24 protein-coding genes and 1 tRNA gene are annotated in these 24044 nt (G+C 63.4%); 16 read left to right on the forward strand and 9 right to left on the reverse strand.

Going from position 1 to position 24044, the window contains the following annotated elements:
• Nucleotides 1-8: 8 nt before the first annotated feature.
• From AC1DFU_RS15330 to AC1DFU_RS15345, 4 genes are all read right to left on the reverse strand, one after another.
• Nucleotides 9-1610: a DHA2 family efflux MFS transporter permease subunit gene (locus AC1DFU_RS15330; protein ID WP_441593566.1), complete on the reverse strand. Its 1602-nt coding sequence runs from the start codon at nucleotides 1608-1610 to the stop codon at nucleotides 9-11.
• Between the two features lie 52 nt (nucleotides 1611-1662).
• Nucleotides 1663-2928, reverse strand: a complete 1266-nt coding sequence (locus tag AC1DFU_RS15335; RefSeq protein ID WP_441593567.1) for an HlyD family secretion protein — start codon at nucleotides 2926-2928, stop codon at nucleotides 1663-1665.
• A gap of 60 nt (nucleotides 2929-2988) precedes the next feature.
• Nucleotides 2989-4470, reverse strand: a complete 1482-nt coding sequence (locus AC1DFU_RS15340; protein WP_441593568.1) for an AdeC/AdeK/OprM family multidrug efflux complex outer membrane factor — start codon at nucleotides 4468-4470, stop codon at nucleotides 2989-2991.
• 85 nt (nucleotides 4471-4555) lie between these two features.
• Nucleotides 4556-5095 carry a MarR family winged helix-turn-helix transcriptional regulator gene (locus AC1DFU_RS15345; protein WP_441593569.1) on the reverse strand — a complete coding sequence of 180 codons (540 nt, stop codon included), beginning with the start codon at nucleotides 5093-5095 and terminating at the stop codon, nucleotides 4556-4558.
• Nucleotides 5096-5289: 194 nt separating this feature from the next.
• Between AC1DFU_RS15345 and typA the strand changes: the two genes are divergently transcribed.
• A complete protein-coding gene (typA, locus tag AC1DFU_RS15350) occupies nucleotides 5290-7110 on the forward strand; it encodes a translational GTPase TypA (protein ID WP_092289575.1) in 1821 nt (606 codons plus the stop codon).
• A 45-nt stretch (nucleotides 7111-7155) separates the two neighbouring features.
• Here the strand turns inward: typA and AC1DFU_RS15355 are convergent, their stop codons facing one another.
• On the reverse strand, nucleotides 7156-8013 hold the full coding sequence (locus tag AC1DFU_RS15355) for a sterol desaturase family protein (protein ID WP_441593570.1): 858 nt from the start codon (nucleotides 8011-8013) through the stop codon (nucleotides 7156-7158).
• A gap of 218 nt (nucleotides 8014-8231) precedes the next feature.
• Between AC1DFU_RS15355 and AC1DFU_RS15360 the strand changes: the two genes are divergently transcribed.
• From AC1DFU_RS15360 to AC1DFU_RS15385, 6 genes are all read left to right on the forward strand, one after another.
• Nucleotides 8232-9800: a methyl-accepting chemotaxis protein gene (locus tag AC1DFU_RS15360; RefSeq protein WP_441593571.1), complete on the forward strand. Its 1569-nt coding sequence runs from the start codon at nucleotides 8232-8234 to the stop codon at nucleotides 9798-9800.
• 96 nt (nucleotides 9801-9896) lie between these two features.
• Nucleotides 9897-11003, forward strand: a complete 1107-nt coding sequence (locus AC1DFU_RS15365) for an enoyl-CoA hydratase/isomerase family protein (protein WP_441593572.1) — start codon at nucleotides 9897-9899, stop codon at nucleotides 11001-11003.
• A gap of 107 nt (nucleotides 11004-11110) precedes the next feature.
• Entirely contained in the window at nucleotides 11111-11671 is a 561-nt protein-coding gene (locus AC1DFU_RS15370) for an NADPH-dependent FMN reductase (RefSeq protein WP_092289568.1), read from the forward strand.
• 386 nt (nucleotides 11672-12057) lie between these two features.
• On the forward strand, nucleotides 12058-13062 hold the full coding sequence (gene dusA / locus AC1DFU_RS15375; RefSeq protein WP_441593573.1) for a tRNA dihydrouridine(20/20a) synthase DusA: 1005 nt from the start codon (nucleotides 12058-12060) through the stop codon (nucleotides 13060-13062).
• Nucleotides 13063-13844: 782 nt separating this feature from the next.
• On the forward strand, nucleotides 13845-14108 hold the full coding sequence (locus tag AC1DFU_RS15380; RefSeq protein WP_369823365.1) for a hypothetical protein: 264 nt from the start codon (nucleotides 13845-13847) through the stop codon (nucleotides 14106-14108).
• Between the two features lie 135 nt (nucleotides 14109-14243).
• Nucleotides 14244-14319 (forward strand) — tRNA-His (locus tag AC1DFU_RS15385).
• A 68-nt stretch (nucleotides 14320-14387) separates the two neighbouring features.
• On the opposite strand, the gene AC1DFU_RS15390 is transcribed toward AC1DFU_RS15385, so the two are convergent.
• Nucleotides 14388-15512 carry a hypothetical protein gene (locus AC1DFU_RS15390; protein ID WP_441593574.1) on the reverse strand — a complete coding sequence of 375 codons (1125 nt, stop codon included), beginning with the start codon at nucleotides 15510-15512 and terminating at the stop codon, nucleotides 14388-14390.
• A 243-nt stretch (nucleotides 15513-15755) separates the two neighbouring features.
• Here AC1DFU_RS15390 and AC1DFU_RS15395 point away from each other — a divergent pair, with 243 nt between their 5' ends.
• Complete coding sequence (locus AC1DFU_RS15395) at nucleotides 15756-16493, forward strand: hypothetical protein (protein WP_441593575.1); 738 nt, start codon at nucleotides 15756-15758, stop codon at nucleotides 16491-16493.
• A gap of 213 nt (nucleotides 16494-16706) precedes the next feature.
• Here AC1DFU_RS15395 and AC1DFU_RS15400 read toward each other — a convergent pair whose 3' ends face one another.
• Both AC1DFU_RS15400 and lexA read right to left on the reverse strand, forming a co-directional pair.
• Nucleotides 16707-16880: a hypothetical protein gene (locus AC1DFU_RS15400; protein ID WP_177219820.1), complete on the reverse strand. Its 174-nt coding sequence runs from the start codon at nucleotides 16878-16880 to the stop codon at nucleotides 16707-16709.
• A gap of 120 nt (nucleotides 16881-17000) precedes the next feature.
• Nucleotides 17001-17657: a transcriptional repressor LexA gene (gene lexA, locus AC1DFU_RS15405; RefSeq protein ID WP_092289457.1), complete on the reverse strand. Its 657-nt coding sequence runs from the start codon at nucleotides 17655-17657 to the stop codon at nucleotides 17001-17003.
• Between the two features lie 191 nt (nucleotides 17658-17848).
• Here lexA and AC1DFU_RS15410 point away from each other — a divergent pair, with 191 nt between their 5' ends.
• From AC1DFU_RS15410 to AC1DFU_RS15445, 8 genes are all read left to right on the forward strand, one after another.
• Nucleotides 17849-18892, forward strand: a complete 1044-nt coding sequence (locus AC1DFU_RS15410) for an asparaginase (RefSeq protein WP_369823371.1) — start codon at nucleotides 17849-17851, stop codon at nucleotides 18890-18892.
• Between the two features lie 127 nt (nucleotides 18893-19019).
• On the forward strand, nucleotides 19020-19394 hold the full coding sequence (rpsF, locus tag AC1DFU_RS15415; protein WP_019448365.1) for a 30S ribosomal protein S6: 375 nt from the start codon (nucleotides 19020-19022) through the stop codon (nucleotides 19392-19394).
• A gap of 77 nt (nucleotides 19395-19471) precedes the next feature.
• Nucleotides 19472-19771: a primosomal replication protein N gene (gene priB / locus AC1DFU_RS15420; RefSeq protein ID WP_441593576.1), complete on the forward strand. Its 300-nt coding sequence runs from the start codon at nucleotides 19472-19474 to the stop codon at nucleotides 19769-19771.
• Nucleotides 19772-19774: 3 nt separating this feature from the next.
• Entirely contained in the window at nucleotides 19775-20053 is a 279-nt protein-coding gene (gene rpsR / locus AC1DFU_RS15425; RefSeq protein ID WP_006163606.1) for a 30S ribosomal protein S18, read from the forward strand.
• A gap of 30 nt (nucleotides 20054-20083) precedes the next feature.
• Nucleotides 20084-20536 (forward strand): 50S ribosomal protein L9, encoded by a 453-nt coding sequence (rplI, locus tag AC1DFU_RS15430; protein WP_092289451.1) that lies wholly within the window; start codon nucleotides 20084-20086, stop codon nucleotides 20534-20536.
• A 129-nt stretch (nucleotides 20537-20665) separates the two neighbouring features.
• Nucleotides 20666-22057 (forward strand): replicative DNA helicase, encoded by a 1392-nt coding sequence (locus AC1DFU_RS15435; protein WP_092289449.1) that lies wholly within the window; start codon nucleotides 20666-20668, stop codon nucleotides 22055-22057.
• A 159-nt stretch (nucleotides 22058-22216) separates the two neighbouring features.
• On the forward strand, nucleotides 22217-22843 hold the full coding sequence (locus AC1DFU_RS15440) for a DUF47 domain-containing protein (protein ID WP_092289447.1): 627 nt from the start codon (nucleotides 22217-22219) through the stop codon (nucleotides 22841-22843).
• A 13-nt stretch (nucleotides 22844-22856) separates the two neighbouring features.
• Entirely contained in the window at nucleotides 22857-23867 is a 1011-nt protein-coding gene (locus AC1DFU_RS15445; RefSeq protein WP_092289446.1) for an inorganic phosphate transporter, read from the forward strand.
• 66 nt (nucleotides 23868-23933) lie between these two features.
• Here the strand turns inward: AC1DFU_RS15445 and AC1DFU_RS15450 are convergent.
• Nucleotides 23934-24044 (reverse strand): IS3 family transposase (locus AC1DFU_RS15450; protein WP_477159865.1); only part of this gene is annotated, 111 nt, incomplete at its 5' end.

Genomic DNA, 24044 nt, shown 5'->3' on the forward strand with positions numbered 1-24044 from the left:
TGACGCGCTCAGTGCGCGCCGGCCGCCTCGGCGCCGCCGCCGCCCTGGCTGCGCTTGGTCAGCCAGACAAAGCCGATCAGCACGAAGAACAGCACGCCCGAGATCCAGAAGATGTCGTTGGCGCCCAGCATCGACGCCTGGAGCGAGATGTTCCGCTCCATCAGTCCGATGGCCTGCGTCTGCGTCATGCCCATCTGCATCAGATGGTTCAACTGCTCGGTGTAGGTGGCGCTGTAGGGGTTGATCTGCTCCACCAGTTGCGCGTGATGGAGCGCCGAGCGGTTTTCCCAGATCGTGGTCGAGATCGACGCCCCGATTGCCCCGAACGTAATCCGCACGAAGTTCGACAAGCCGGAGGCCGCCGGAATCTTCTCAGGCGGCTGGCCGGACAGGATGATCGACGTCAGCGGAATGAAGAACAGCGCCATCGCCGCGCCCTGGATCAGCGTGGGAATCATCAGCGTGCGCGTATCCACCCCGGTGGTGAAGCCGGCCCGCATGAAACTGACGATGCCGAACGTGATGAACGCGCCCGTCGCCACCCAGCGCGCGTCCACCTTGGGCAGGATGCGCCCGATGATCGGCGACAGGATGATCGCGAAAATGCCCACCGGCGCCATGACGATGCCCGCGTCCGTGGCGGTGTAGCCGACGATGGTCTGCAGCCACAGCGGCAGGATCACCAGGTTGCCGAAGAACAGCCCGTACGCGACCGAGATCGCCACCACGCCGGCGGCGAAGTTGCGCCCCTTGAACAGATGGATGTCCACCACCGGATGTTTCTCGTAGTTTTCCCAGATCAGAAAGAACAGGAAGCCCACCACGGCAATCACGGTCAGCGCCACGATCACGTTGGAATGGAACCAGTCGAGTTCCTTGCCCTTGTCGAGCATCAGCTGCATCGAGCCGACCCAGATCACCAGCAGCGCCAGCCCGATGCGGTCGATCGGCAGCGTCTTGGTGGGCGTTTCCCGCTCGCGATAGATCGCCCAGGTGGCGTAGGCGGCACCCAGACCAACCGGGATATTGATATAGAAGATCCACGGCCAGGTCATGTTGTCCGAGATCCAGCCGCCCAGCAGCGGCCCCATGATCGGCGCGACCAGCGTGGTCATGCCCCACAGCGCCAGCGCCATCGAACTCTTGGCTGGTGGATAGCTGGCCAGCAGCAGCGACTGGGAGAGCGGGATCATCGGCCCGGCCACAGCACCCTGGAGGATCCGGGCGGCCAGCAGCGTCTCAAGGTTCGGCGCCACGCCGCATAGCCACGATGAGACCACGAACAGCAGGATCGACAGCACGAACAGCCGCACCGCGCCGAAGCGCGTGGTCAGCCAGCCGGTCAGCGGCACCGAGATGGCGTTGGCCACCGCGAACGAGGTGATGACCCAGGTGCCCTGGTTGGGCGAGACGCCGAGATCGCCCGAGATGGCCGGGATCGACACATTGGCAATCGACGAGTCGAGCACGTTCATGAACGTGGCCAGCGACAGCGCGATCGTGCCGATCACGAGCTTGCCGCCGGTCAGCGGCGGTGGCGTGGCGGAGGGCGCCTTGGCCGGTGCCGGCGAAGCGCCCGCGCCCGGCGTGGCGGTGGTGGAATTAGCCATGAGCGGTCAGCCGTGCGGAATCAGGGAATCCGAACATCAGGAAATCAGACAATTACGTATTGGCCGGCTTGGCCACGGGAGCCGCGGCGCCCGCCTTGCCGGTCACGGCCGGTGCCCCCTGCGGCGCGGCCGAGGTGCGGCCGCCGTTGTTCAGCGAGATGATCTTGGCGATCAGTTCGTCGGCGTCCTGCGCCACCTTGTCGTAGACATCGGTCTGGAGCGGCTTGGCGGCGGAGGCGCTGAGCATCGCGCCGCCTTCTTCCTTGCGCACGTCGACGGTGACGTTCATCGACAGGCCCACGCGCAGCGGATGGTCCTTCAACTGCTGCGGATCCAGCGCGATACGCACCGGCAGGCGCTGCACCACCTTGATCCAGTTGCCCGTGGCGTTCTGTGCCGGCAGCAGCGAGAACGCGGAGCCCGTGCCGGCCGAGAAGCCCGCCACGTGACCCGTGTACTTGACCTTCGAGCCATAGACATCGGCCTCCAGCTCCACCGGCTGGCCGATCCGCATATGCGTGATCTGCACTTCCTTGAAGTTGGCATCCACCCACACTTGGTCTAGCGGCACCACGGCCATCAGCGGCGTGCCGGGGCTCACGCGCTGGCCCACCTGGACCGAGCGCTTGGCCACGTAGCCGGTGACCGGCGCGGGCATCGTCGAGCGGGCGAAGGCGAGGTAGGCCGAACGCAGGTTCGCGGCAGCGCGCTGCACATTGGGATGTTTCTCAACCGTAGTCTGGTCGGTCAGCACCTTGTTCGAAGCGAGTTGCTCCTGCGCGGCCAGCAGCGCCGATTCGGCGGCCTTCAGCCCGGTCTGCGCATGAGAAATTTCTTCGTTCGACACGGCACCCGAGCCGGCGATGGCCTGGCGGCGGCGCAGGTCGTCGCGCGCCTTGGCTACGTCGGCCTGGCGCATCGCCACGTTGGCGGACAGCGAGCCGTTGTTCACGTAGAGCGTGCGCACCTCGCGCACGGCCTGGGCGAGCTGGGCCTCGGCCTGTTCCATGGCCACCTGGGAGTCGGCGCGGTCGAGCTGGATCAGCGGCTGGCCGGCGGTAACGAGCTGCGTGTCGTCGGCAGTGATGGAGATCACCGTGCCACCCACCAGCGGCGTCACCTGCACCACATTGCCGGCGACGTAGGCATCGTCGGTATTCTCGAAATGGCGCGCGTAGACGCCCCAGTACAGGCCATAGCCAAGCCCGGCCACAACGACGGCGGCGGTCAGCGCCACCAGCAGGCGGCGGCGCTTGCCATTGTTGTCGGCGGCGGGGGTCGGGGTTTGCGGCGCGGCAGATTGCGGAGTGTTGCTCATGATGTCTGTCTTTTGCGTAGTCTTTGACGGATTGTCTGGTGTCGGCGGGCGAGCGCCCGGTCAGCCTTGGGCGGCGTGCGGCGCTTGCGCGGTATCCGGCGTCTCGCCCTGGTAGCCGCCGCCGAGGGCCTTCATCAGCCCCATCTGCAAATCGAGCCGCCGCGCCTGGAGGTCGGTGGCCAGCCGACGCTGCTGGAGCACATTGCTTTCGGCGTTGAGCACGGTCAACTGCGTGCCGAGACCGGCCTTGTAGCGCGTGGTGGCCAGCGCGTAGGCGTGCTCGGCCAGGTCCAGCGCCTCGCGCTGGGTCTTGATCTGGGTGTCCACGCTGCGAATGCTGGTCACGGTGTCGGCGGTTTCGCGCAGCGCGTCGACCAGCGTCTGGTTGTAGTTCGCCACGGCGATGTCGTATTGCGCGTTCTTGCCCTTGAGGTTGGCGCGCAGCCGGCCGCCTTCGAACACTGGCAGCCGCACCGAAGGACCGATGCCGAAGGTGCGGCTGATGCCCATCAGCAGGTTCGACGGATCGAGCGAGGCCACGCCGGCGAACGCGGTCAGCGTCACGTCGGGCAGGAACTCCTTCTTTGCCACGCTGATGTCCTTCGACGCCGCCTCCACGCGCCAGCGCGCCGCCACCACATCCGGGCGACGGCCGATGAGGCCGATGGTCAGGTCATCGGGCAGCAGCGGCGTGGCGTTGGCGAGCAGGGTGGGGCGGGCGATCTGCAGTCCACGATCCGGGCCCTTGCCCAGCAGCGCGGCGATCTGGTTGCGGGCGAGGGCGATTTCCTCTTCCACGCGTTGCAGGTCGGTCTGCGCGGCGGCCACGGTGCCGCGTGCCTGCGTGGTCTCGACCTGGGTATCGAGCCCGGCGGCCAGACGCTGGCGCGAGAGGTCGGTCAGGTCGCGACGCTGGGCGATGGCGCGCTCGGCCACATCGCGCTGCGCATACAGCGCGGCCAGCCGGTTGTAGTTGCGGGCGATGGAGGTGGTCAGGATCAGGCGCGCGGCCTGACTCTCGGCCTCCATGGCGCGGTCGTCGGAGAGCGCAGCTTCCAGCGCATCGCGGTTCTTGCCCCAGAAGTCGAGGTCCCACGACAGGCCCATCTGCAGCCGCGACTGGTTCTGCCAGGAGCCGGCCAGCGGCGTGCCTTCGAACAGGTCGGTTTCGGAAAACCGCTGGCGCACGATGCTGCCTTCGAAGTCCACGCTCGGATACAGCGCGCCGCGCGTGGCTTCGGCCAGTGCACGCGATGCCGCCACGCGGCCAATCGCGGCCTGCAGGCTCGGATTGTCCTTGACGGCCTCGTCGGCCAGCGCGCGGAGTTGCGCATCGTGGAACTGGTCGACCCAGTCCTGCGACGGCCACTGGCCGTGATCGTTGGTAAAGGTCTGCGGCGACGCCAGCGCCTGCGGCTCGGCCAGGTTTTGGGTGCTGTGCGAGTCACCCAACGCCGCGCAGCCGGCCAGCACGGCCGCGGCCATGACCGTGAGGGCCAGGGCGCCCAGACGGCGCGATGCGGAGGAGATAACGGGTTGCATATCGATCTGACTTCTTATTTAGCCTGTCGCCAGGATGGTGGCGCCGGGTGATGAGAAAACGTGCAAAGGGCGGGGCAGGGGTGCGCTAGCCGCCATCGCGCTCAGTCCAGCAGGTGCCGACGGCCTGCCCGCCACCGTTGTCGATGACCCGATGCAGCATGCCGCGCAGTACGTCGATTTCCGCCTGGCTGAAGCCGACGAAATGGCGCCGCATCACGTTGCAGAAGACGGCAGGCAGTTGGGCGGCGATGGCCGTGCCCTCGGGCGTCAGCGACAGGTCCACCACGCGGCGATCGTCGTCGCGGCGCGTGCGCACGATAAGTCCCCGTTTCTCAAGCCGRCTCAACATGCGGGTGATCGATCCGGCATCGGTGTTCAGGCTGCGGCCGATGTCGGTGACGGTACTGGCGCCACCCATCGACAACATGATTAGGCAGCTCGCCTGGGCGTGCGTGATGTCCAGGCCATTCACTTCCTGCTCGATGCCGAGCGTTAGCAGGTTCTTGGCCCGGGCCAGCAGGTAACCAACGCTGGAGCCAAGCTCGTAGACGGCCGGATCGAAAAGATCCGGCTCGGCAGGCCCTGCGCCGGAAGTGGTCGTAAAAGTGGCGTTAGATTCACTCATTGTTTGTCGCCGCAATCTTTGCTGTGACAAATATATGCATGTGACGCACGATCCGCAAGAACGGAAATTCGTCATTGCAGAAACCGCAACGACGCCTAACATAGAAGGTCGATCCGCAGCAGAGCGTTTTGCGCCGCAGCATGCTAGAATGTCGGGTTAATTTTTCGAACGCTCCGCGTCAAGGGGACGCCGCAATGACCCGCGCCATCCGTAACATCGCCATCATCGCCCACGTCGATCATGGCAAGACCACCCTGGTCGACCAGCTCCTGCGCCAGGCAGGTACCTTCCGTGAAAACCAGCAAATGGTTGAACGCGTGATGGACTCGAACGACCTGGAAAAGGAACGCGGGATCACGATCCTCGCGAAGAACTGTGCCGTCGAGTACAACGGCACGCACATCAACATCGTGGACACCCCGGGCCACGCCGACTTCGGCGGTGAAGTGGAGCGCGTGCTGTCGATGGTCGACGGCGTGCTGCTGCTCGTCGATGCCGTGGAAGGCCCGATGCCGCAAACGCGTTTCGTGACGCGCAAGGCACTCGCGCTCGGCCTGAAGCCGATCGTCGTGATCAACAAGATCGACCGTCCGGGCGCACGCCCTGACTGGGTGATCAACCAGACCTTCGACCTGTTCGACAAGCTCGGCGCCAACGACGAGCAGCTCGACTTCCCGGTGATCTTCGCCTCGGGGCTGAACGGCTATGCCGGTCTGACCGAAGACGTGCGCGATGGTGACATGAAGCCGCTGTTCGAGACCGTGCTGACCAAGGTGCCGGTTCGTAACGACGACCCGGACGGTCCGCTGCAGATGCAGATCATCTCGCTCGACTACTCGAGCTACGTCGGCAAGATCGGCGTGGGCCGCATTTCGCGTGGCCGCGCCAAGTCGCTGCAGGACGTGGTGGTCAAGTTCGGCCCGGAAGGCAACCCGATCAAGGGTCGTATCAACCAGGTGCTGAAGTTCCGTGGCCTGGAGCGCGAAATCGTGCCCGAGGCGGAAGCCGGCGACATCGTGCTGATCAACGGTATTGAGGAACTGGGTATCGGCTGCACCGTGTGCGCGCCGGACGCCCAGGACGCCCTGCCGATGCTGAAGGTGGACGAGCCCACCCTGACCATGAACTTCTGCGTGAACACGTCGCCGCTGGCCGGCCGTGAAGGCAAGTTCGTGACCAGCCGCCAGTTGCGCGAACGCCTGGACCGCGAACTGAAGTCGAACGTGGCCCTGCGCGTGGCCGAGACCGGCGACGACACGATTTTCGAAGTGTCGGGCCGTGGCGAACTGCACTTGACCATCCTGCTGGAAAACATGCGCCGCGAAGGCTACGAGCTGGCCGTGTCGCGCCCGCGCGTGGTGTTCAAGGAAATCGATGGCGTGAAGCATGAGCCGTACGAACTGCTGACCGTGGATGTGGAAGACGGCCACCAGGGCAGCGTCATGGAAGAGCTGGGCCGCCGCAAGGGCGAACTGCTCGACATGGCATCGGACGGCAAGGGCCGTACCCGCCTGGAGTACCGTATTCCGGCGCGTGGCCTGATCGGCTTCCAGGGCGAGTTCCTGACGCTGACGCGCGGCACGGGCCTGATCAGCCACATTTTCGACGACTATGCACCGGTGCGCGAAGGCGGCCTGGGCGAGCGTCACAATGGCGTGCTGATCTCGCAGGACGACGGCGACGCCGTGGCGTACGCACTGTGGAAGCTGCAGGATCGCGGTCGCATGTTCGTGAAGCCGGGCGATGCGCTGTACGAAGGCATGATCATCGGCATCCATAGCCGGGACAACGACCTCGTCGTGAACCCGATCAAGGGCAAGCAGCTGACCAACGTGCGCGCCTCGGGTACTGACGAAGCCGTGCGCCTGGTGCCGCCGATCCAGATGTCGCTTGAATACGCGGTGGAATTCATCGCCGATGACGAACTCGTGGAAATCACCCCCAAGAGCATTCGTCTGCGCAAGCGCCACCTGAAGGAGCACGAGCGTAAGCGTGCTTCGCGCGACACCGTGTAACACCGGTTTGCCCCAGAAAAAACCGCGCCCTCGAGCGCGGTTTTTTCATGGTTCAACGTGTTTGGGGCTGCGCCACTCGGGCGGCTTCCAGAAGTAGCGCGGGTCTCGGGCGTGCCAGGCGTCGCGGAACATGTCACGCCATTCGTGGAAGGTGAGTGTCAGCGGGTTGTGCGTGCGTATCTGCCGCGTGATGCCGTATTCGGGCGCGGCCTCCTCGGGCACGAAGCTGCCGAACAGGCGATCCCAGAGGGTCAGCACGCCCGCGTAGTTACGGTCGATGTACTGCGGATTCTTCGCATGGTGGACCCGATGTACCGACGGCGTATTGAGAACCATCTCAACGAGCGGCCAGCGCCGGCCCAGCCGCGTATGGACGAAGAACTGGAACGCGAGGTTCAGGCCGACGGCCAGGATCACCCAATCTGGCGTAAATCCGATGAACGCGAGCGGAATCCAGAACAGCCACATGCCCGAGATCGGATAGGTCAGGCTCTGCCGGAACGCCGTCGAGAAATTCATGCCTTCCGATGAGTGGTGCGCCACGTGCGACGCCCACAGCCAGCGCACCCGATGGCTGGCCCGGTGGAACCAGTAATAAAGAAAATCCTGTAGTAACAGCAGCAGCGCGAACGACCACCAGGTCTCCGGCACCGCGCGCAGACCGTGCGCGTAGCACCACGTGTAGACCGTGCGGATCAGCAGCCAGAGGAAGAAGGCGTCCGACGCCTGATGCATCAGCGCGAGGCTGGCGTTGGATAGCGTGTCCCGCCAGCTATAGACGGCGGGGTCGCGGCGCGCCCAGTACCAGGCCTCCCAGCCGATAGTCAGCAGGAAGACCGGCGCGAAGGCCATCAGGATCAGGCCGGGATCGAAGCCGGCGGATTGCGGGGGCGTGACGTGCATGGCGCAAGTGTGCACATTCTCAAGGTTTTTGCGTGGAGGGCTTCCTCCATACGCACCATGTGCTCGATCGTGCGCGCGCGCGTCGTCTATCGCACATCATCACAAATCTGCAACACAGACTATCCATCGCGATGCATCAAGGTTCGTGCGGGCGCGCCGTCATTGCGTGAACGGCCAGAGAGGAGTGGCCGCTTTTCACGTTACGGAGAGTCGCCCCCATGTTTCGCAACACTACGATCGGAGCCAGGCTGTGGCTCCTCACGATTGTCACGAATTTGTTGCTGCTGATTGTCGGCGGCGTCGGTTGGCTGGGCATGTCGCGCAGCAACGACGCCACGCGTCAGGTCTATCAACAGCAGCTTGCCGCCGCGACGTATCTGGCCGAAGCGCGCTCCAACCAGTTGCTGGTGCGCGTGCTGCTGGACCAGGCCGCGTTCGCCACCGATCCGGCCGACGCCAAGGCGCGCGCCGCCACGGCACAGGACTTCGCGCGCCAGTCGGACGCGGCCTGGAAATCGTATCTTGAGATTCCTCGTAATGAGGAGCAGACGCGCGCCACCGAGGCCGTGTCGGCCCGTCGCCAGGTGCTGTTCACGCAGGGCGTGGCGCCAATGATTGCCGCGCTCCATGCCGGTAACCGCGACGCGATGATGACGGCGGTCATGGACACGATTCCCAAGCTCGACATCCAGTTCACGGCCGTCAACACGGAACTGGCCCGTCTACAGGTGGCGAGCGCCAAGGCCGTGTACGAAAGTTCTCAAGATCGTTACGGTCGGCTGCTGACGCTCTCGCTCGTCGTGCTGGCCGTGGGTCTGGTGTTCAGCACCGTGGTGGCCTGGCGCCTGCGGGTCTCCATTGTCCGGCCGCTCGACGTGGCCATCGCCCGCTTCGCCCGCATTGCCGACGGGGATCTCGGCACCGCGCATCGGGAGGACGCCGGCGTAATGGTCGACGAGCACGCCAGGAATGAGACGAGTCGCATGCTGGGGATGCTCGGCCGCATGCAGGCGCGGTTGCGCGAGATGGTGGGCGAGGTGCGCGGCGGCGCCGACTCGATCGCCGCTGCCAGCGCGCAGATCGCCAGCGGCAACGCCAACCTGTCGCAGCGCACCGAGCAGCAGGCCGCGTCGCTGGAGGAGACCGCATCGAGCATGGAGCAGCTGACCAGCACCGTACGCCACAACGCCGATAGCGCGCGCGACGCCACCTCGCTGGCGACTAACGCCCAGACGCTTGCCGAGCGCGGCAGCGCGGCGGTTTCGCGCGTGGTGGACACCATGCGCGCCATCGACGCCGGCGCCAACAAGATCGTCGACATCATCGAGGTGATCGAGAAAATCGCGTTCCAGACCAACATCCTGGCGCTCAATGCCGCCGTGGAAGCCGCCCGGGCGGGGGAGCACGGGCGCGGCTTTGCCGTCGTAGCGGGCGATGTTCGAGATTTGTCTCAACGCTGCGCGGCGGCGTCGAAGGAGATCCGGGGGCTGATCGGCGCGTCGGTGTCCAGCGTGCGCGAGGGCACCTCCCTCGTGGACGGGGCGGGCAGGGCGATGCAGGACATCGTGGACGAAGTACGACGCGTGAGCGACATCATCGGCGGCATCAGCGCGGCATCGGACGAGCAGTCGCGCGGCATCGAACAGGTGAACGTGGCGGTGTCCCATATGGACGGCATGACGCAGCAGAACGCGGCGCTGGTCGAGGAAGCGGCTGCCGCGGCGGCGTCGCTCCAGGACCAGGCCCAGCGGCTGACGGGTCTCATGGCCGCCTTCCGGCTGGCCTGAGCCGAGTCCGTTGAGACGATTCTGAATCGCAAAGTGGCCCGGCATCGTCATGTGGCTGGCGTAAAATCGCTGGCAACAAGAAAGGAGCAGAGACACATGACGGAGTTTGGATCGACGCAGGCAGTGGTGGAAGTGACGACCGAGGAGCGTGGCGGGGTGGCGTATCTGACGCTGAACCGCCCGCAGGCGCTGAACGCGCTGTCGCTGGAGATGATTCGCGCGATCACGGACGCGCTGACGCGCTGGGAGGCCGATCCGGCGGTGCACGCGGTGGTGGTGGCGGGCGCAGGCGGCAAGGCGTTCTGCGCTGGCGGAGACATCCGCTGGTTCCACAAGGCATGGCACGCGCAGGACCCGCTGCTCGACCAGTTCTTCGTCGAGGAATACGCGCTCAACCACTTGATTCACCGCTACACGAAGCCCTATATCGCGCTGATGGACGGCGTGGTCATGGGCGGTGGAATGGGCATTTCGCAAGGTGCCCGCCTGCGCATCGTCACGGATCGCACGAAGATGGCGATGCCCGAGACCAATATCGGCCTGTTCCCAGACGTGGGCGGCGGCTGGTTCCTCGCCCGCACGCCGGGCCGGCTGGGCGAATACCTGGGCTTGACCGGCACGGTCATCCACGCCGCCGATGCGCTGTACGCGCGTCTGGCGGATGCCTACCTGCCCGCCAATGCGCTGGCCGAGATGGTAGCGGCGCTGCAGGCGGCCCGGTTCAGCAGCCCCGAGTCGGTGCTGGCACATATCGCCAGGTTCACGGACCAGCACGCAGCGGCCTGCCAGCCGGCCGACAGCACCCTCGCGCGGCTGTCGGACCAGATCGACACCGCGTTCGCGGGCGCGACGGTGCCGGCCATCCTCGCCACCATCAGCGATGCCGAAGGCGATTGGGCCGCCCAGACCGCCGCGATGCTGCGCAGCCGTTCGCCGCTGATGCTATGCGTGACGCTCGAGCAGATTCGCCGTGCGCGGTCGATGGCGCTGGACGACGAGCTGCGCATGGAACTGGACATGATGTACCACGTGTTCCGCATTGGCGAGAAGGTGGAAGGCATCCGCGCGCTCGCCGTGGACAAGGACCATCAGCCCAAATGGCAGCCGGTGCGGCTTGACGACGTGACCACGGCACGTGTGCGATCATTCTTCGATAGCCCGTGGCGGCGCGAGGAACATCCGCTGGCCGGTCTGGGTCGATAGACTGAATCGATAGACAACTCGGGCAGGGCAACATGCCCCGCCCGGATTTTCGCTGCATCCGTTGCAATCCGTTGTACTTCAACCGTCAACAGTGAAAGGAACCCGTGATGAGCAATCCTCGTGATGTCGCCGTAGTGGTGGGAAGCCTGCGCAAGGAATCCCTGAACCTGAAGCTGGCCAAAGCGCTGGCAGCGCTGGCGCCGCCGCAGCTGAAACTGGATATCGTGGATATCCGGCAGCTGCAGATGTACAACCAGGACGACGACGACAATCCACCGGCCGAGTGGGTGGCGTTCCGCGACCGCATCCGCCGCGCAGATGCGGTGCTGTTCATCACGCCCGAGTACAACCGCTCGGTGCCCGGCGTCCTCAAGAACGCCATCGACGTCGGCTCGCGCCCCTATGGGCAGAGTGCCTGGGACGGCAAGCCGGGCGGCGTGATCAGCGCATCGCCGGGTGCCATTGGTGGCTTCGGCGCCAATCACCACCTGCGCCAGTCGCTGGTATTCCTCAATATCCCGGTCTTGCAGCAGCCCGAAGCCTATATCAGCGGCGCAGACAAGCTGTTCGACGCGCAGGGCGGGATTGCGAACGAATCGACACGCGGCTTCCTGAGCAAGTACCTGACGACGTTTGCCAGTTGGATCGACAAGAACGCCGCTCGCTGATCCAGGTGGGGAAGGTAGGGTCAGCCCAGTCCTACAGTGCGAAGCGGGGCGGCCCCGACATCGCCGGCAGGTGCCTGTTTCTATAGTGGAGTCAAGCCCACTACAGATATTCAGGAGGAAAACCATGCCGTACATCGTCGCGTGGCTACTCGGCGTCCCGGCCTTCGTGCTGGTTCTGATCTGGCTGTTCATGCATTGATGCCCCCCGCATCACGAGCAAGAGCCGAACGGCGCTTTCGGGCGCCGTTTTCTTTGACGCAGCACCCCGCCGAGTGCAGCCGGCGCATCCCTTACCACGCCCTGCAACGCACGCCCAGCTCACGTATACTGCGGGTCTCCCAATAGCCGGGTTCGTCCCAGGCTACATCCGCTATCCCACGACCCGCATGACCGTAAATCCCCGCCGCATCTCGGTGGCCCCGATGATGGATTGGACTGATCGCCATTGCCGCACGTTTCACCGCGCGTTGAGCCGGGACACCTGGCTCTATACCGAAATGGTGACGACGGGCGCGCTTCTTCATGGCGATGTGGCGCGCCACCTCGATTTCGACGCCGCCGAGCAGCCCGTAGCGCTTCAACTGGGCGGCAGCGAGCCTGCCGACCTCGCCCAGGCGGCAAAACTCGGCGAACAATGGGGTTACAAGGAAATCAACCTCAACTGCGGCTGCCCGTCGGAGCGCGTGCAGCGTGGCGCGTTTGGCGCTTGCCTGATGGCGGAGCCGACTCTGGTGGCGGATTGCGTGAAAGCGATGCGCGATGCGGTGTCCATTCCGGTGACGGTCAAGCACCGGATCGGTATCGACACGATCGAGCATTACGATTTTGTCCGCGATTTTGTTGGCACGATCGCTGATGCGGGATGCGAGACGTTTATCGTCCATGCGCGCAACGCGATATTGAAGGGCCTGAGCCCAAAAGAAAATCGCGAAATCCCGCCGCTCCGTTATGAGGTCGCTTATCAGCTAAAACGCGAGTTTCCGAAACTCGAGATTCTGATCAATGGTGGCATCGTGACCTACGACGAGATCGCCGAGCATCTGCAACACGTGGATGGCGTCATGATTGGCCGCGAGGCGTATCACCAACCGTATTTCCTGTCGGAAATGGATACGCGCTTCTATGGCGCGACCACGCCTATTTCTGCGCGGCAGGAAGTGGAGTTGGCGATGCAGGACTACATCGGCGCTTTGGTGGAGCAAGGCGGTTACATGGGCGCCGTCACGCGGCACATGCTGGGCTTGCATCGTGGCATTCACGGTGGCCGGGGTTGGCGGCGTGTGCTGTCAGATGCACGTCGCATGCACGCCGCGCGTGGCCGTATCGCCGTGGACGCGCTCTTCGAAGAAGCGCGTAGCCACCTGCGTCCGGACCTGCTTGAGGCAGCCTGAGCGCCCGCCGGAATCGAAGGAAAACTCTAATTTCGAACGATCGTTCTATGCAGGGTGCCCGGACGGGTGCGTGCAGCGGTGTATTGGGCAGTCGGTGGCGTCGAATCCCGCACCAGCAAAGGGATTCCCCTAATTCGCCGCTTAGCGGGCACCTTCTTACACTGTGCTTGCCCTCGAATACAGGGCTTTCTTCAACTGATTATTGGGCCCGCCGTGTGCGGGCTCTTTTTTTGTCCGCCGTACCTTGGGTTTGCCCGAATAGTGCTCACGATCCGGGCCGACTACATTGATCCTGCCTTCAGGGCATTGAGATCGCTAATTTAAGAGTCCGCTACGGCGGGCTCTTTTTTTTCGTCCTCACATTCTGCGCGTCCCCAAAAAAAGCAGGCGACTCTTGGTTACCAAGGCCGCCTGACGGGAATGTCGAGGGGGGTCAATGTCCCTCGCGAAAGAGTATCTATCAGCACCCATTGCGCCAGAACCCTGCGTTCGTGGGGCTCTCCGCGTTTTTCGTGCGGTAGCCGATAGACATTTTGACTTGGCGAAACGGCGTTCGATGTCCCACGCTATAGACATCTGGATTTCTGAAAGTAGGTAAGCGGCGTTTTCGTCATGTTACGATGCCATCAATGCCGCGGCAGTCGGCATGTGGCCTGTGAATCCTGTGCAACCAGGGTTTCGGTGGGGGAAAAGCAAGTGGGCTGGCCGGTAGTCGGCGTCGCAGCGCGTGCACGAGCATGGGCCGGCGCGACGGATCGGAAGCGAGCCTTGGGGGATAGCACATGGTGGATGGGGAAGAGCCATTTGGCGAGGTCTTCGAGGACTTCCGCCTGATCTGGGTGGCCGAGCGTCTGCAGGACGGCAAATGGACTGCGCGGTACTGCTGGCACGCCGGCACCTCGGTGGAAGCGGGTAAAGCATTGCAGCGCGATGTGCTCAATGGCAAGTCCCGGCGACTGCTCGGCTTGTTCCCGAGCGAGGCCGAGACTGTTGCCGCAATCAAGGAGGCGGTGCTGCTCGAAGCGAAGTGGCATGGCAGTCGATAAGGCAGGCGAGGCCGGTTGAAATTTTTTGTGCGGAATACTAGCCATCCTCTGAAGATCCTTGTAGAATCTTGTTTTTCGTTGAACGGCAACGCCGGTTAGCGGAAGCGCCAGCGGCAAGCTGGCAAAACCTCTACGGTGGCTGTAGCTCAGTTGGTAGAGTCCAGGATTGTGATTCCTGTCGTCGTGGGTTCGAGTCCCATCAGCCACCCCAAATTGCTTAACAAAACGGCCACTTACTCAAGTGGCGGTTTTGCTTTTCTGCGCGCCGTTGCTACCCGCTCAGCGAGCACTCCCGTCCTGATTCCCCTCCGAGAAATAGTAGAGATGGGTGTTGTCCGGCGCTTCGGCGTGGCGACGAAATTTTTCGCTGTCCGATTCGGCGCTGGCCTTGGCCAGTTCCGCGGCTTGTCGATAGGGCATCGGCTCCTTGTCCTTCTCGACCTCCAGCAACCGCGTCTGCTCATTCACGCGCACGCTGAACCGGCCCAGGTTGTAGAACAGGTACATGGCGTAGAGATTGTCGAAGTCGCGATAGGCCCCTTGCTCCCTGCGGAAATCGAGCGACAGGACGGAGGGGAAGCGGTTGGGCAGGTCCTTGAATGCCACCTTCTCCTCTTCGCGAGGTTCCACATAGGTGGAGCTGCCGTACTTCTTGTACAGCACTACGTCCATACCGTATCCGCGCTTGCCCCATTCCTTGATCAGCTTCATCGCCATCTCCGTGGGAATATTCGCGGTCGCGGCGGCCACCACGCGTCGCCCGGATAGGACTTTGGGGCTCTTTATCGTCAAATTTTTGTAGCCGGCGCCGTACTTGAAGGCGGCGCCGATGGTCTTGGCGCAGTTCAGGCGCAAATAATCGTATTGGATTGTGCCGCTGTGATATTCGGTGTCCGTTGCCCGCCGATGGTAATCGTCGTTGATGCGGCGGAAGTAATCGACCAGCGACTGTTTTTCCTGCGTGGGCACGCCGTAGACCCGCACACCGATCACCGACCGCTTGTAGATCTCGCCATAGTCGAGGCCAAACATCGTCGTTTCCGCGATGGAGGAGGCCGTCTTGAACAGATATTCCTTCTTTGGGATGCCCGCCATCAGATTGGCGGTGTAAAAATCATTCTCGTGCTTGGGCGTGCGGTCGGCGTAGAAATTTGCCGAGTAGACAATGTCGTCGCCGAGCGTGTCGTCACGGACGCCCAGGGCGATATGGCCAGCCGATCCGCCCTTCGATGTCCCAAAGCTGATCAGTAGCTCCAGGTCGTAGGGCTCTTCGCGAAGTAGGTCGGTAATCTGATCGATATTGGCGGGCTCGGGGCCACCCTTGCTACCGAACTCAGCAGCAACCCCCGGCCCCGAAATCAGTGCGGCGATGACCAGGAGCCATGCCGCCAGGCTTGTCCTCATTGCGTCCCTTATATCGTCAGCCAGTGTCCGTCGATCCTTCACCCAAAGAATAATCGTTGATCGGCCCATGTGCCGGAAAACCGTCGGGGGCGTGGATGCACTGGGCTTTGTTCCCGGATCATGTGCGACAGCCCACATAGTGACAAGTTTTCGAGAATGATTTTCGCTACGCTTCACGGCGGGCCAAATGGTCTAATCCATATCATCTAGGCAAATCACCTATACGAAGCGCGAGGTCATGCCGTGGCGGAGCGAATTCGATTCAACCCTGATGTAGCACTGGCGGCATTTTCCAGTGTGATTCCGATGCCGACCTTGGCTGCCATTAACGCGGCTATCGATCGATCCTTCGGCGAACAGCCCGAGCGTGCCGAGCCATTCGCAATGGCTGAGTTACTACGTCGCAATGAAGCCTTCCGCAAGCTCGAGGAGACGGTGTGCGCCGAGACTCGGGCCATGGCCACCACGCTCCTGAAGAAGTCGCTGCGTTGGGAAGCGTTCCACGTGATTCGTTGTGCCAGCACGTATACGCGCAACGAGAGCCATTGCCGCCACTACGATTCGCATCTGCTGACGCTGCTGATTCCGCTGAAGCTCGCCCCCGATGGCGTTTGCAACGGTGATCTGCTGGTTTATCACCCGCCACGGCTGGCGGTATCCACTGTGGCCAATGTTTTTTGCAAGCTTCGTCATGGCATTCAGCGCAATCTGCCGTTTCCCATCAGAAAATGGCTGACGCTACGGGATCTGCGCCGTGGCCGCTGCAACCGCGTGCCGGTGGAGCCGGGCAGCGTCTATGTCTTCAACGGCTTTGTGCTCCAGCATGCCAACCTTGATGTGGAAGTTGGCGAGCGCCGGTCGTTGCTGATTCACTACTACGACCCTGGCTACTCGGCGGGTCTGAGCGGGACCGTGCGGGGCGTGCGTATGCTGTGGGACCGTCTGCGCAAGAACATGACTGGCATGTATCCTGGTACCTGATCCAGCCGGGGAGGGCGAAAAAAAACCGGCACTCGGCGGGGTCGACAAGTTCCGGTTTCGCGCATCGGCGCCAATGCGCCAGTACTACGGATGCGCGCCATCGAGTGTAAAGCACCTCTCACGACGAATTAAACGTTCTCTTAATTTCACGTGGTGGGCTCGCAACTGCACTATTTACAATGATTTGGGCGACGCGGATCCGCCGCTAGCGGTTCATGCGTCCAGTTTGTCGGGCATATCCGCAAGTTCCAGCATCCGGCAGATTGCAGCCATGCTGCCGACCATCGTACGACGCTGGGCGCCCTGGTAGACGCGCACGCCCTTGGTTTGGCGGAACGGCACGGGCTTGACCGGGCGGCGGGAAGCGGTGTGGTTGACTGGCAGCATGGCGGCACCTCGAAGTTTGCGACAGCAGGAGTCCACGCCCGTCGTCCGGAGAGAACGGGGCGGCGTTGGCACTGCAAAACTGGGGACCAGGACAGGCGGCCGCCCGTCCGGTCTCGGAAGTCAGAAGCCCGAGGAGCGGATTAGCCCGACGGCGATGCCTTCCAGCGAAAATTCCTCGCGGCCGGCCTGCACCACGATATTCTCGAAATCCGGGTTTTCGGCGATCAGCTCGATCATGTCGCCGCGCCGCTTCAGGCGTTTGACGGTCACATCGTCGCCGATCCGCGCGACGACGATCTTGCCGTTGGCGGCTTCGCTGGCTTTCCTGACGGCGAGCAGGTCGCCGTCGAGGATGCCGGCATCGCGCATGCTCAGGCCCCGCACGCGCAGCAGGTAATCAGGTCGATCATCAAATACCGAGGCGTCTACCTGGTACTGACGGTCGATGTGCTCTGCGGCAAGGATCGGGCTGCCTGCGGCCACGCGGCCCACGAGCGGCAGCGTCAGCTGCATCACGCCGGCCATCGGCAGCGAGAACTGGTCCGTCATCTCCGAATCGCTACGTGCCACCTTGAGGCGGATGCCGCGCGACGCGCCTGGCGTCAGCTCGATCACGCCCTTGCGGGCCAGCGCTCGCAGGTGTTCCTCGGCAGAGTTGGGCGAGGAGAAACCGAATTCGGACGCGATCTCGGCACGGGTCGGCGGAATGCCGGTGTGCCGGATCGTGTTGCGGATCAGGTCGAAGATCTGCTGTTGCCGGGGTGTCAGGGTCGCCATGGGTCGCCGGTCTCTCGTGGTGCCGAAGCACTGTATGTTTAAACAGTATGCTGTGATTTTATACAGTATCGAGTGAAGTGCAAGCACAATTTGCAGTGGCAATGTGGGGCATGCGCGACACCAGGCGGACTCCAGTGCGCCCGGCGACACGGGTTTGCGAGAGCGGCGGCCCTCGGCGTGCCACAGTTACAATCGCCTGCACCACCCGCTCACTCGCTCGATTTTCTCGCTATATGTCTACGTCATTGCCCCGCATCGTCGTGCTCGCCACCGGCGGCACCATCGCAGGCTCGTCCGCCAGCCCCGCCAGCAGTGCGCAGTACCGCGCGGCCACCGTGCCGGTCTCGTCGCTGATCCAGGCCGTGCCTGCGCTGGGCGAGGTGGCCCGTGTGGAGACGGAGCAGGTGGCCCAGATCGACAGCAAGGACATGGCCTTCAGCCTGTGGGCGACGCTTGCCGCGCGGGTGGCGCATTGGGTCGCGCAGCCCGATGTGGTGGGCGTGGTGATTACCCACGGCACGGACACGCTTGAAGAAACGGCGATGTTCCTGCACCTGACGCAGCGGAGCGCGGTGCCGGTGGTGCTGACCGCGGCAATGCGCCCGTCCACGTCGCTCTCGGCCGATGGTCCGCTGAATTTGCTCGACGCAGTGCGCGTGGCGGCAAGCCCGGATGCGCGCGGGCAGGGCGTGCTCGTGGTCCTGAACCAGGAAATTCATGCGGCCCGCGATGTCGCCAAGGCCCATACCTCGGCGGTCAATGCGTTCACGTCGCCGGCGGGCGGGCCAATTGGTTTCGTGCAGGATGCCTACGTGCGCTTTGGACGCGCGTTCGCCCCCGGCGACGCGCCAGCGCTGCCCGTGCCTACGGCGTGGCCACTTGTCGAAATCGTGGCGAGCTATGCCCAGCCGGGCAGGGTGGCCGTGGATGCGATGGTCTCGGCCGGCGTAAAGGGGTTCGTGGTGGCGGCCACCGGCAATGGCTCGGTTCATGAGACGCTGGGCGACGCGCTCGCCGATGCAGCTGCGCGAGGCGTGGCCGTGGTGCGAAGCTCCCGCACGGGCGCCGGCCATGTGGCGGGGCCGGCACGCCCGCGCCTGGCCTCGGGCGAATTCGCCTCCGCCGGCAATCTCAATCCGTACAAGGCGCGCGTGCTGCTGCTGGTGGCGCTGGCGGCGGATGCGTCGCTTGGCACCGATCCGGCTCGCCTGCAGGCTGTTTTCCGACAATACTGAGAGATTCCCAGCGTCCTGCCGGGATGCCGGCTTGCGTGCTGGCTCGGAACCGGGCTATACTCGCGGGCTATTCAACCTTGCTACACCGGACATGGCGCCCGGGTGGCTACATCCAAAAGGAGCGTCAATGCGTCATTACGAAATCGTATTTATCGTCCATCCGGACCAAAGCGAACAAGTGCCGGCGATGATCGAGCGTTACAAGCAGCTCGTCACGTCGCAAAACGGCCAGGTTCACCGCGTGGAAGACTGGGGCCGCCGTCAGATGGCCTACATGATCCAGAAGCTGGCCAAGGCTCACTACGTTTGCCTGAACATCGAATGCGGCAAGGAAACCCTGGCCGAACTCGAGCACGCCTTCAAGTTCAATGACGCCGTGCTGCGTCACCTGATCGTGCAGACCAAGAAGGCCGAGACCGCTCCTTCGCCGATGATGAAGGAAGTGCAGCGCGAAGAAGCCCGCAAGGCCGCGCAAACGACCACGGAAGGCCAGGCTGCCTGAATGCAGTCTGCGGTGCCGGTCGTGGCAGGCGAAATCCGCCACGGCAGGCCAGGTAGCGAGAGCGGGGGAGCACAGCGGTGAACCAGTTAAGGCTGACCGCCGCCCTCGCGGAGCGCGATGCGCTGCGCTACACCCCGGCCGGTGTGCCCGTCGTCAACTGCATCCTGCAGCATGCCGGCGAGGTCATGGAGGCGGAAACGCCCCGGCAGGTGGAATTCGCCATCGCGGCGATGGGGATCGGTCCCGTCGGCCAGCGTCTAGAGCGGTTACCGCTCGGCACGCTGCTCGACTGCGAAGGATTCCTCACCCGCAGGCACCGCAACAGCAAGGCACTCGTCTTTCACATCACTGGATGTAAAGCATTCGTAAAGGATTGAATCATGGCATTCGTCAAACGTGACAACAAGAACAAGAAGCGCTTCCAGCAACAGAACCCGCTGTTCAAGCGCAAGCGCTTCTGCCGCTTCACCGTGGCTGGCGTGGAACAGATCGACTACAAGGATCTGGACACCCTGAAGGACTTCATCGGCGATAACGGCAAGATCACGCCGGCTCGTCTGACCGGTACCAAGGCTCACTATCAGCGTCAGCTGGATACGGCCATCAAGCGCGCCCGCTTCCTGGCGCTGATGCCGTACACCGACCTGCACAAGAACTGATAGTCCCAGGACCGCAAGGAGAAATACACGATGCAAGTCATTCTGCTGGAAAAAGTCATCAACCTGGGCAACCTGGGCGACATCGTTCGCGTGAAGGACGGTTACGCTCGTAACTTCCTGATCCCGTCGAAGAAGGCACGTCGCGCCACGCAAACCGCGATCGCCGAGTTCGAAGTGAAGCGCGCCGAGCTGGAAAAGGCCGCTGCCGCTAAGCTGGCCGCCGCTCAAGGCGAAGGCGAGAAGCTGAACGGCCTGACCGTCCAGATCACCCAGAAGTCGGGTGTGGACGGCCGACTGTTCGGTTCGGTGACCAACGCCGACATCGCCGAAGCCCTGGAAACCCAAGGCTTCAAGGTCGAGAAGGCCCAAGTGCGTCTGCCGAACGGCCCGCTGAAGATCGTTGGCGACCACCCGGTCAACGTTGCGCTGCACACCGACGTGGTGGTGGACGTGACCGTGTCCGTCCTGGGCGAGCACGTCTAAGCAGCACCGTATCGATGCGCCGGCCCCGGCCGGTGCGTCCGATGCACAAGAAGGCAGGAGCTGCGCTCCTGCCTTTTTTATTGCCGCCGCGCCCTTGGGCCGGGTCCGGCGCCGCTATAATCCCACCCCATGAATGCGCCTGCCGCCGATCCCCAACTAGACAGTCTCAAGGTTCCCCCGCACTCCATCGAGGCCGAGCAATCGGTACTCGGCGGTCTGCTGCTGGACAACGCCGCCTGGGACCGTATTGCCGACTTCCTCTCCGAATCGGACTTCTACCGCTTCGATCACCGCCTCATCTTCCAGAGCATTGCCCGCCTGATCTCCGCCACCAAGCCGGCGGACGTGATCACGGTGTATGAAATGCTCCAGGTGGCCGGCAAGGCCGAGGAGGTGGGTGGGCTGGCCTACCTGAACTCCCTGGCGCAGAACACGCCGAGCGCGGCCAATATCCGCCGCTATGCGGAAATCGTGCGCGAGCGCTCGGTGCTGCGCAAGCTGGTCACCGTGGCGGACGACATTGCCTCGGCCGCCTTTGCGCCGAAGGGCCGCGAGGTCCGTGAGCTGCTTGATGAAGCAGAATCCAAGGTTTTTGCGATTGCCGAAGAGGGCTCGCGGGGGCAGAAGGGCTTCCAGGAAATCCAGCCGCTGCTGACGCAGGTGGTGGAGCGGATCGACGAGCTGTATCACCGTGATTCCGCCACCGACGTGACCGGCGTGCCCACTGGCTTTATCGACCTGGACAAGATGACCAGCGGCATGCAGGCCGGCGACCTGATCATCGTGGCAGGCCGTCCGTCGATGGGTAAGACGGCATTTTCGCTGAACATCGGCGAACATGTGGCCGTGGAGCAGGGTCTGCCCGTGGCTGTGTTCTCGATGGAAATGGCCGGTGTGCAGCTGGCCATGCGTATGTTGGGCTCGGTGGGCCGGCTCGACCAGCACCGGTTGCGTACCGGCCGCCTACTGGACGAGGACTGGCCGCGTCTAACCCATGCCATCCAGCGCATGAACGACGCACAATTGTTTATCGACGAAACGCCAGCACTGAACCCGATGGAGCTGCGCGCGCGTTCGCGCCGCCTCGCGCGCCAGTGCGGGCAGCTTGGCCTGATCATCATCGATTACCTCCAGCTGATGTCCGGCTCGGGCAGCGGCGAGAACCGCGCGACCGAGATTTCGGAGATCTCCCGGTCGCTGAAGGGCCTCGCCAAGGAACTCAACTGCCCGGTGATCGCGCTGTCGCAGCTGAACCGAAGCCTGGAACAGCGTCCGAACAAGCGTCCTGTGATGTCCGATCTGCGTGAATCGGGCGCCATCGAACAGGATGCCGATGTGATCCTGTTCATTTATCGCGACGAAGTCTACAACCCGGACTCGCAGGACAAGGGGACGTCGGAAATCATCATCGGTAAGCAGCGTAACGGCCCGATCGGCACCGTTCGGCTCACGTTCCTGGGTCAATTCACGAAGTTCGACAACTTCAGCGGTGGGCCGGCGTTCTTTGACAACGACACCTGATCCCACACGGCAACCCCTGAGCGGGCCGTAACCCTGTAAAATATTGCGCTTTGATGACAGCCGCCCAGCGCGGCTGTCGTGCAATCTGCGCCGGCGTGTGCCGGGCTCCCCTTTGCAACACAACCTGACGCGCCAGCACGCGCGCCACAAGGACATTTCATGTTCGGCCGATTCATGCCCACCGAGGGCAAGTTCTTCGAATACTTCAACCAGCACGCCGATTGCGCGGTGACCGCCGCCCACGAGCTGGAAGCCCTCGTCAACGACCTGCCCAACGCTGAAGCCCATGCCCGGCGCGTGCAGGCCACCGAGAAGAAGGCTGACCGCATCACGCACGACACGATCGACCTGCTGCACAAGACCTTCATCACGCCGCTGGACCGCGACGAGATCCACAAGCTCATCACGACCATGGACGACATCCTGGACCTGATGGAAGACGTGGCCGAGACGATCTCGCTCTACGACGTGACCAGCCTGACGGACGAAGCCCGCCGCCTGGCCACCATCTGCGTGCAGTGCTGCGATCAGGTGAAGATTGCCGTGGGGCTGCTCGAAGACATGGGTAATGCCAGCACGATCCTGAAGACCGCACAGCAGATCGACCAGCTCGAGTCCGAGGCAGACCGCGTGATGCGCTCGGCCATGTCGAAGCTGTTCCGGGAAGAGACCGACGTGAAGCGCCTGATCAAGTTGAAGGCGATTTACGAGCAGTTGGAGACCATTACCGACAAGTGCGAGGACGTGGCCAACATCATCGAAGGCATCGTCCTGGAAAACGCCTGAGGCGCGCACTCGCATGCAAACCATTCAAATGAGCTTGTGGGTGATCGGCCTGCTGGTCGTGCTCGCGTTGCTGTTCGACTTCATGAACGGCTTCCACGATGCGGCCAACTCGATCGCCACGGTGGTGTCCACGGGTGTGCTGAAGCCGCACCATGCCGTGGCGATGGCCGCCATGTGCAACGTGGTCGCGATCTTCGTGTTCCACCTGAAGGTGGCCGCCACCGTCGGCACGGGCACGATTGACGTCAACATCGTCGATCACTACGTTATCTTCGGCGCGCTGGTCGGCGCCATCGCGTGGAACGTCATCACGTGGTTCTACGGGATTCCGTCGTCGTCGTCGCACGCGCTGATCGGCGGACTGGTCGGCGCAGCGGTGGCCAAGGCCGGCACCGGCGCGCTGGTTGGTAACGGCCTGATCAAGACCGTGGCCTTCATCCTGATTTCGCCGCTGCTCGGCTTCGTGCTGGGATCGATAATGATGGTGGTGGTGGGCTGGACGTTCTTCCGCACGCCGCCGTCGCGCGTGGACCGCTGGTTCCGCCGTCTGCAACTGGTGTCGGCGTCGCTCTATAGCCTCGGCCACGGCGGCAATGACGCGCAGAAGACCATCGGCATTATCTGGATGCTGCTGATCGCGAGCGGCCATATCGCCACGGGGGCCTCGGGCCCGCCGACCTGGGTGATCGTGAGCTGCTACGTGGCCATCGGCATGGGCACGCTGTTCGGCGGCTGGCGTATTGTCCGCACCATGGGCCAGAAGATCACCAAGCTGAAGCCGGTTGGCGGTTTCTGTGCTGAGACGGGCGGGGCGATTACGCTGTTCATCGCCTCGGCGCTTGGTGTGCCAGTGTCGACCACGCACACGATTACCGGTGCCATCGTTGGCGTGGGTTCGGCGCAGAAGATGTCCGCCGTGCGCTGGGGCGTGGCGGGCAACATCGTCTGGGCGTGGGTGCTGACCATTCCGGCGTCGGCGTTCATGGCCGCCATCGCATGGTGGATTGGCCGGCAGATCCTCTGACGGGATCGTGCAGAAACAAGAAAGCCAGGCATCTGAACTGACCCCCAGAAGTTGGACGGTTGATGGCTAGGCCGGAAAGGGCTGAGTCCTGTATTGCACGGGACTCAGCCCTTTTAGTTTGAGCTTGATGCGGTCATGATTGTAGTAGTGAATGTCTTGGCGCAGTCCATCCTGCAG

The organism is Cupriavidus sp. 10L45, assembly GCF_056395225.1.

Excerpts from the sequence above, each read along its gene's own strand:
- AC1DFU_RS15330 (WP_441593566.1), bottom strand. The coding sequence starts at position 1,610 with ATGGCTAATTCCACCACCGCCACGCCGGGCGCGGGCGCTTCGCCGGCA.
- AC1DFU_RS15335 (WP_441593567.1), bottom strand. The coding sequence starts at position 2,928 with ATGAGCAACACTCCGCAATCTGCCGCGCCGCAAACCCCGACCCCCGCC.
- AC1DFU_RS15340 (WP_441593568.1), bottom strand. The coding sequence starts at position 4,470 with ATGCAACCCGTTATCTCCTCCGCATCGCGCCGTCTGGGCGCCCTGGCC.
- typA (WP_092289575.1), top strand. The coding sequence starts at position 5,290 with ATGACCCGCGCCATCCGTAACATCGCCATCATCGCCCACGTCGATCAT.
- AC1DFU_RS15355 (WP_441593570.1), bottom strand. The coding sequence starts at position 8,013 with ATGCACGTCACGCCCCCGCAATCCGCCGGCTTCGATCCCGGCCTGATC.
- AC1DFU_RS15360 (WP_441593571.1), top strand. The coding sequence starts at position 8,232 with ATGTTTCGCAACACTACGATCGGAGCCAGGCTGTGGCTCCTCACGATT.
- AC1DFU_RS15365 (WP_441593572.1), top strand. The coding sequence starts at position 9,897 with ATGACGGAGTTTGGATCGACGCAGGCAGTGGTGGAAGTGACGACCGAG.
- AC1DFU_RS15370 (WP_092289568.1), top strand. The coding sequence starts at position 11,111 with ATGAGCAATCCTCGTGATGTCGCCGTAGTGGTGGGAAGCCTGCGCAAG.
- dusA (WP_441593573.1), top strand. The coding sequence starts at position 12,058 with ATGACCGTAAATCCCCGCCGCATCTCGGTGGCCCCGATGATGGATTGG.
- AC1DFU_RS15380 (WP_369823365.1), top strand. The coding sequence starts at position 13,845 with ATGGTGGATGGGGAAGAGCCATTTGGCGAGGTCTTCGAGGACTTCCGC.
- AC1DFU_RS15390 (WP_441593574.1), bottom strand. The coding sequence starts at position 15,512 with ATGAGGACAAGCCTGGCGGCATGGCTCCTGGTCATCGCCGCACTGATT.
- AC1DFU_RS15400 (WP_177219820.1), bottom strand. The coding sequence starts at position 16,880 with ATGCTGCCAGTCAACCACACCGCTTCCCGCCGCCCGGTCAAGCCCGTG.
- lexA (WP_092289457.1), bottom strand. The coding sequence starts at position 17,657 with ATGGCGACCCTGACACCCCGGCAACAGCAGATCTTCGACCTGATCCGC.
- rpsF (WP_019448365.1), top strand. The coding sequence starts at position 19,020 with ATGCGTCATTACGAAATCGTATTTATCGTCCATCCGGACCAAAGCGAA.
- rpsR (WP_006163606.1), top strand. The coding sequence starts at position 19,775 with ATGGCATTCGTCAAACGTGACAACAAGAACAAGAAGCGCTTCCAGCAA.
- rplI (WP_092289451.1), top strand. The coding sequence starts at position 20,084 with ATGCAAGTCATTCTGCTGGAAAAAGTCATCAACCTGGGCAACCTGGGC.
- AC1DFU_RS15435 (WP_092289449.1), top strand. The coding sequence starts at position 20,666 with ATGAATGCGCCTGCCGCCGATCCCCAACTAGACAGTCTCAAGGTTCCC.
- AC1DFU_RS15440 (WP_092289447.1), top strand. The coding sequence starts at position 22,217 with ATGTTCGGCCGATTCATGCCCACCGAGGGCAAGTTCTTCGAATACTTC.
- AC1DFU_RS15445 (WP_092289446.1), top strand. The coding sequence starts at position 22,857 with ATGCAAACCATTCAAATGAGCTTGTGGGTGATCGGCCTGCTGGTCGTG.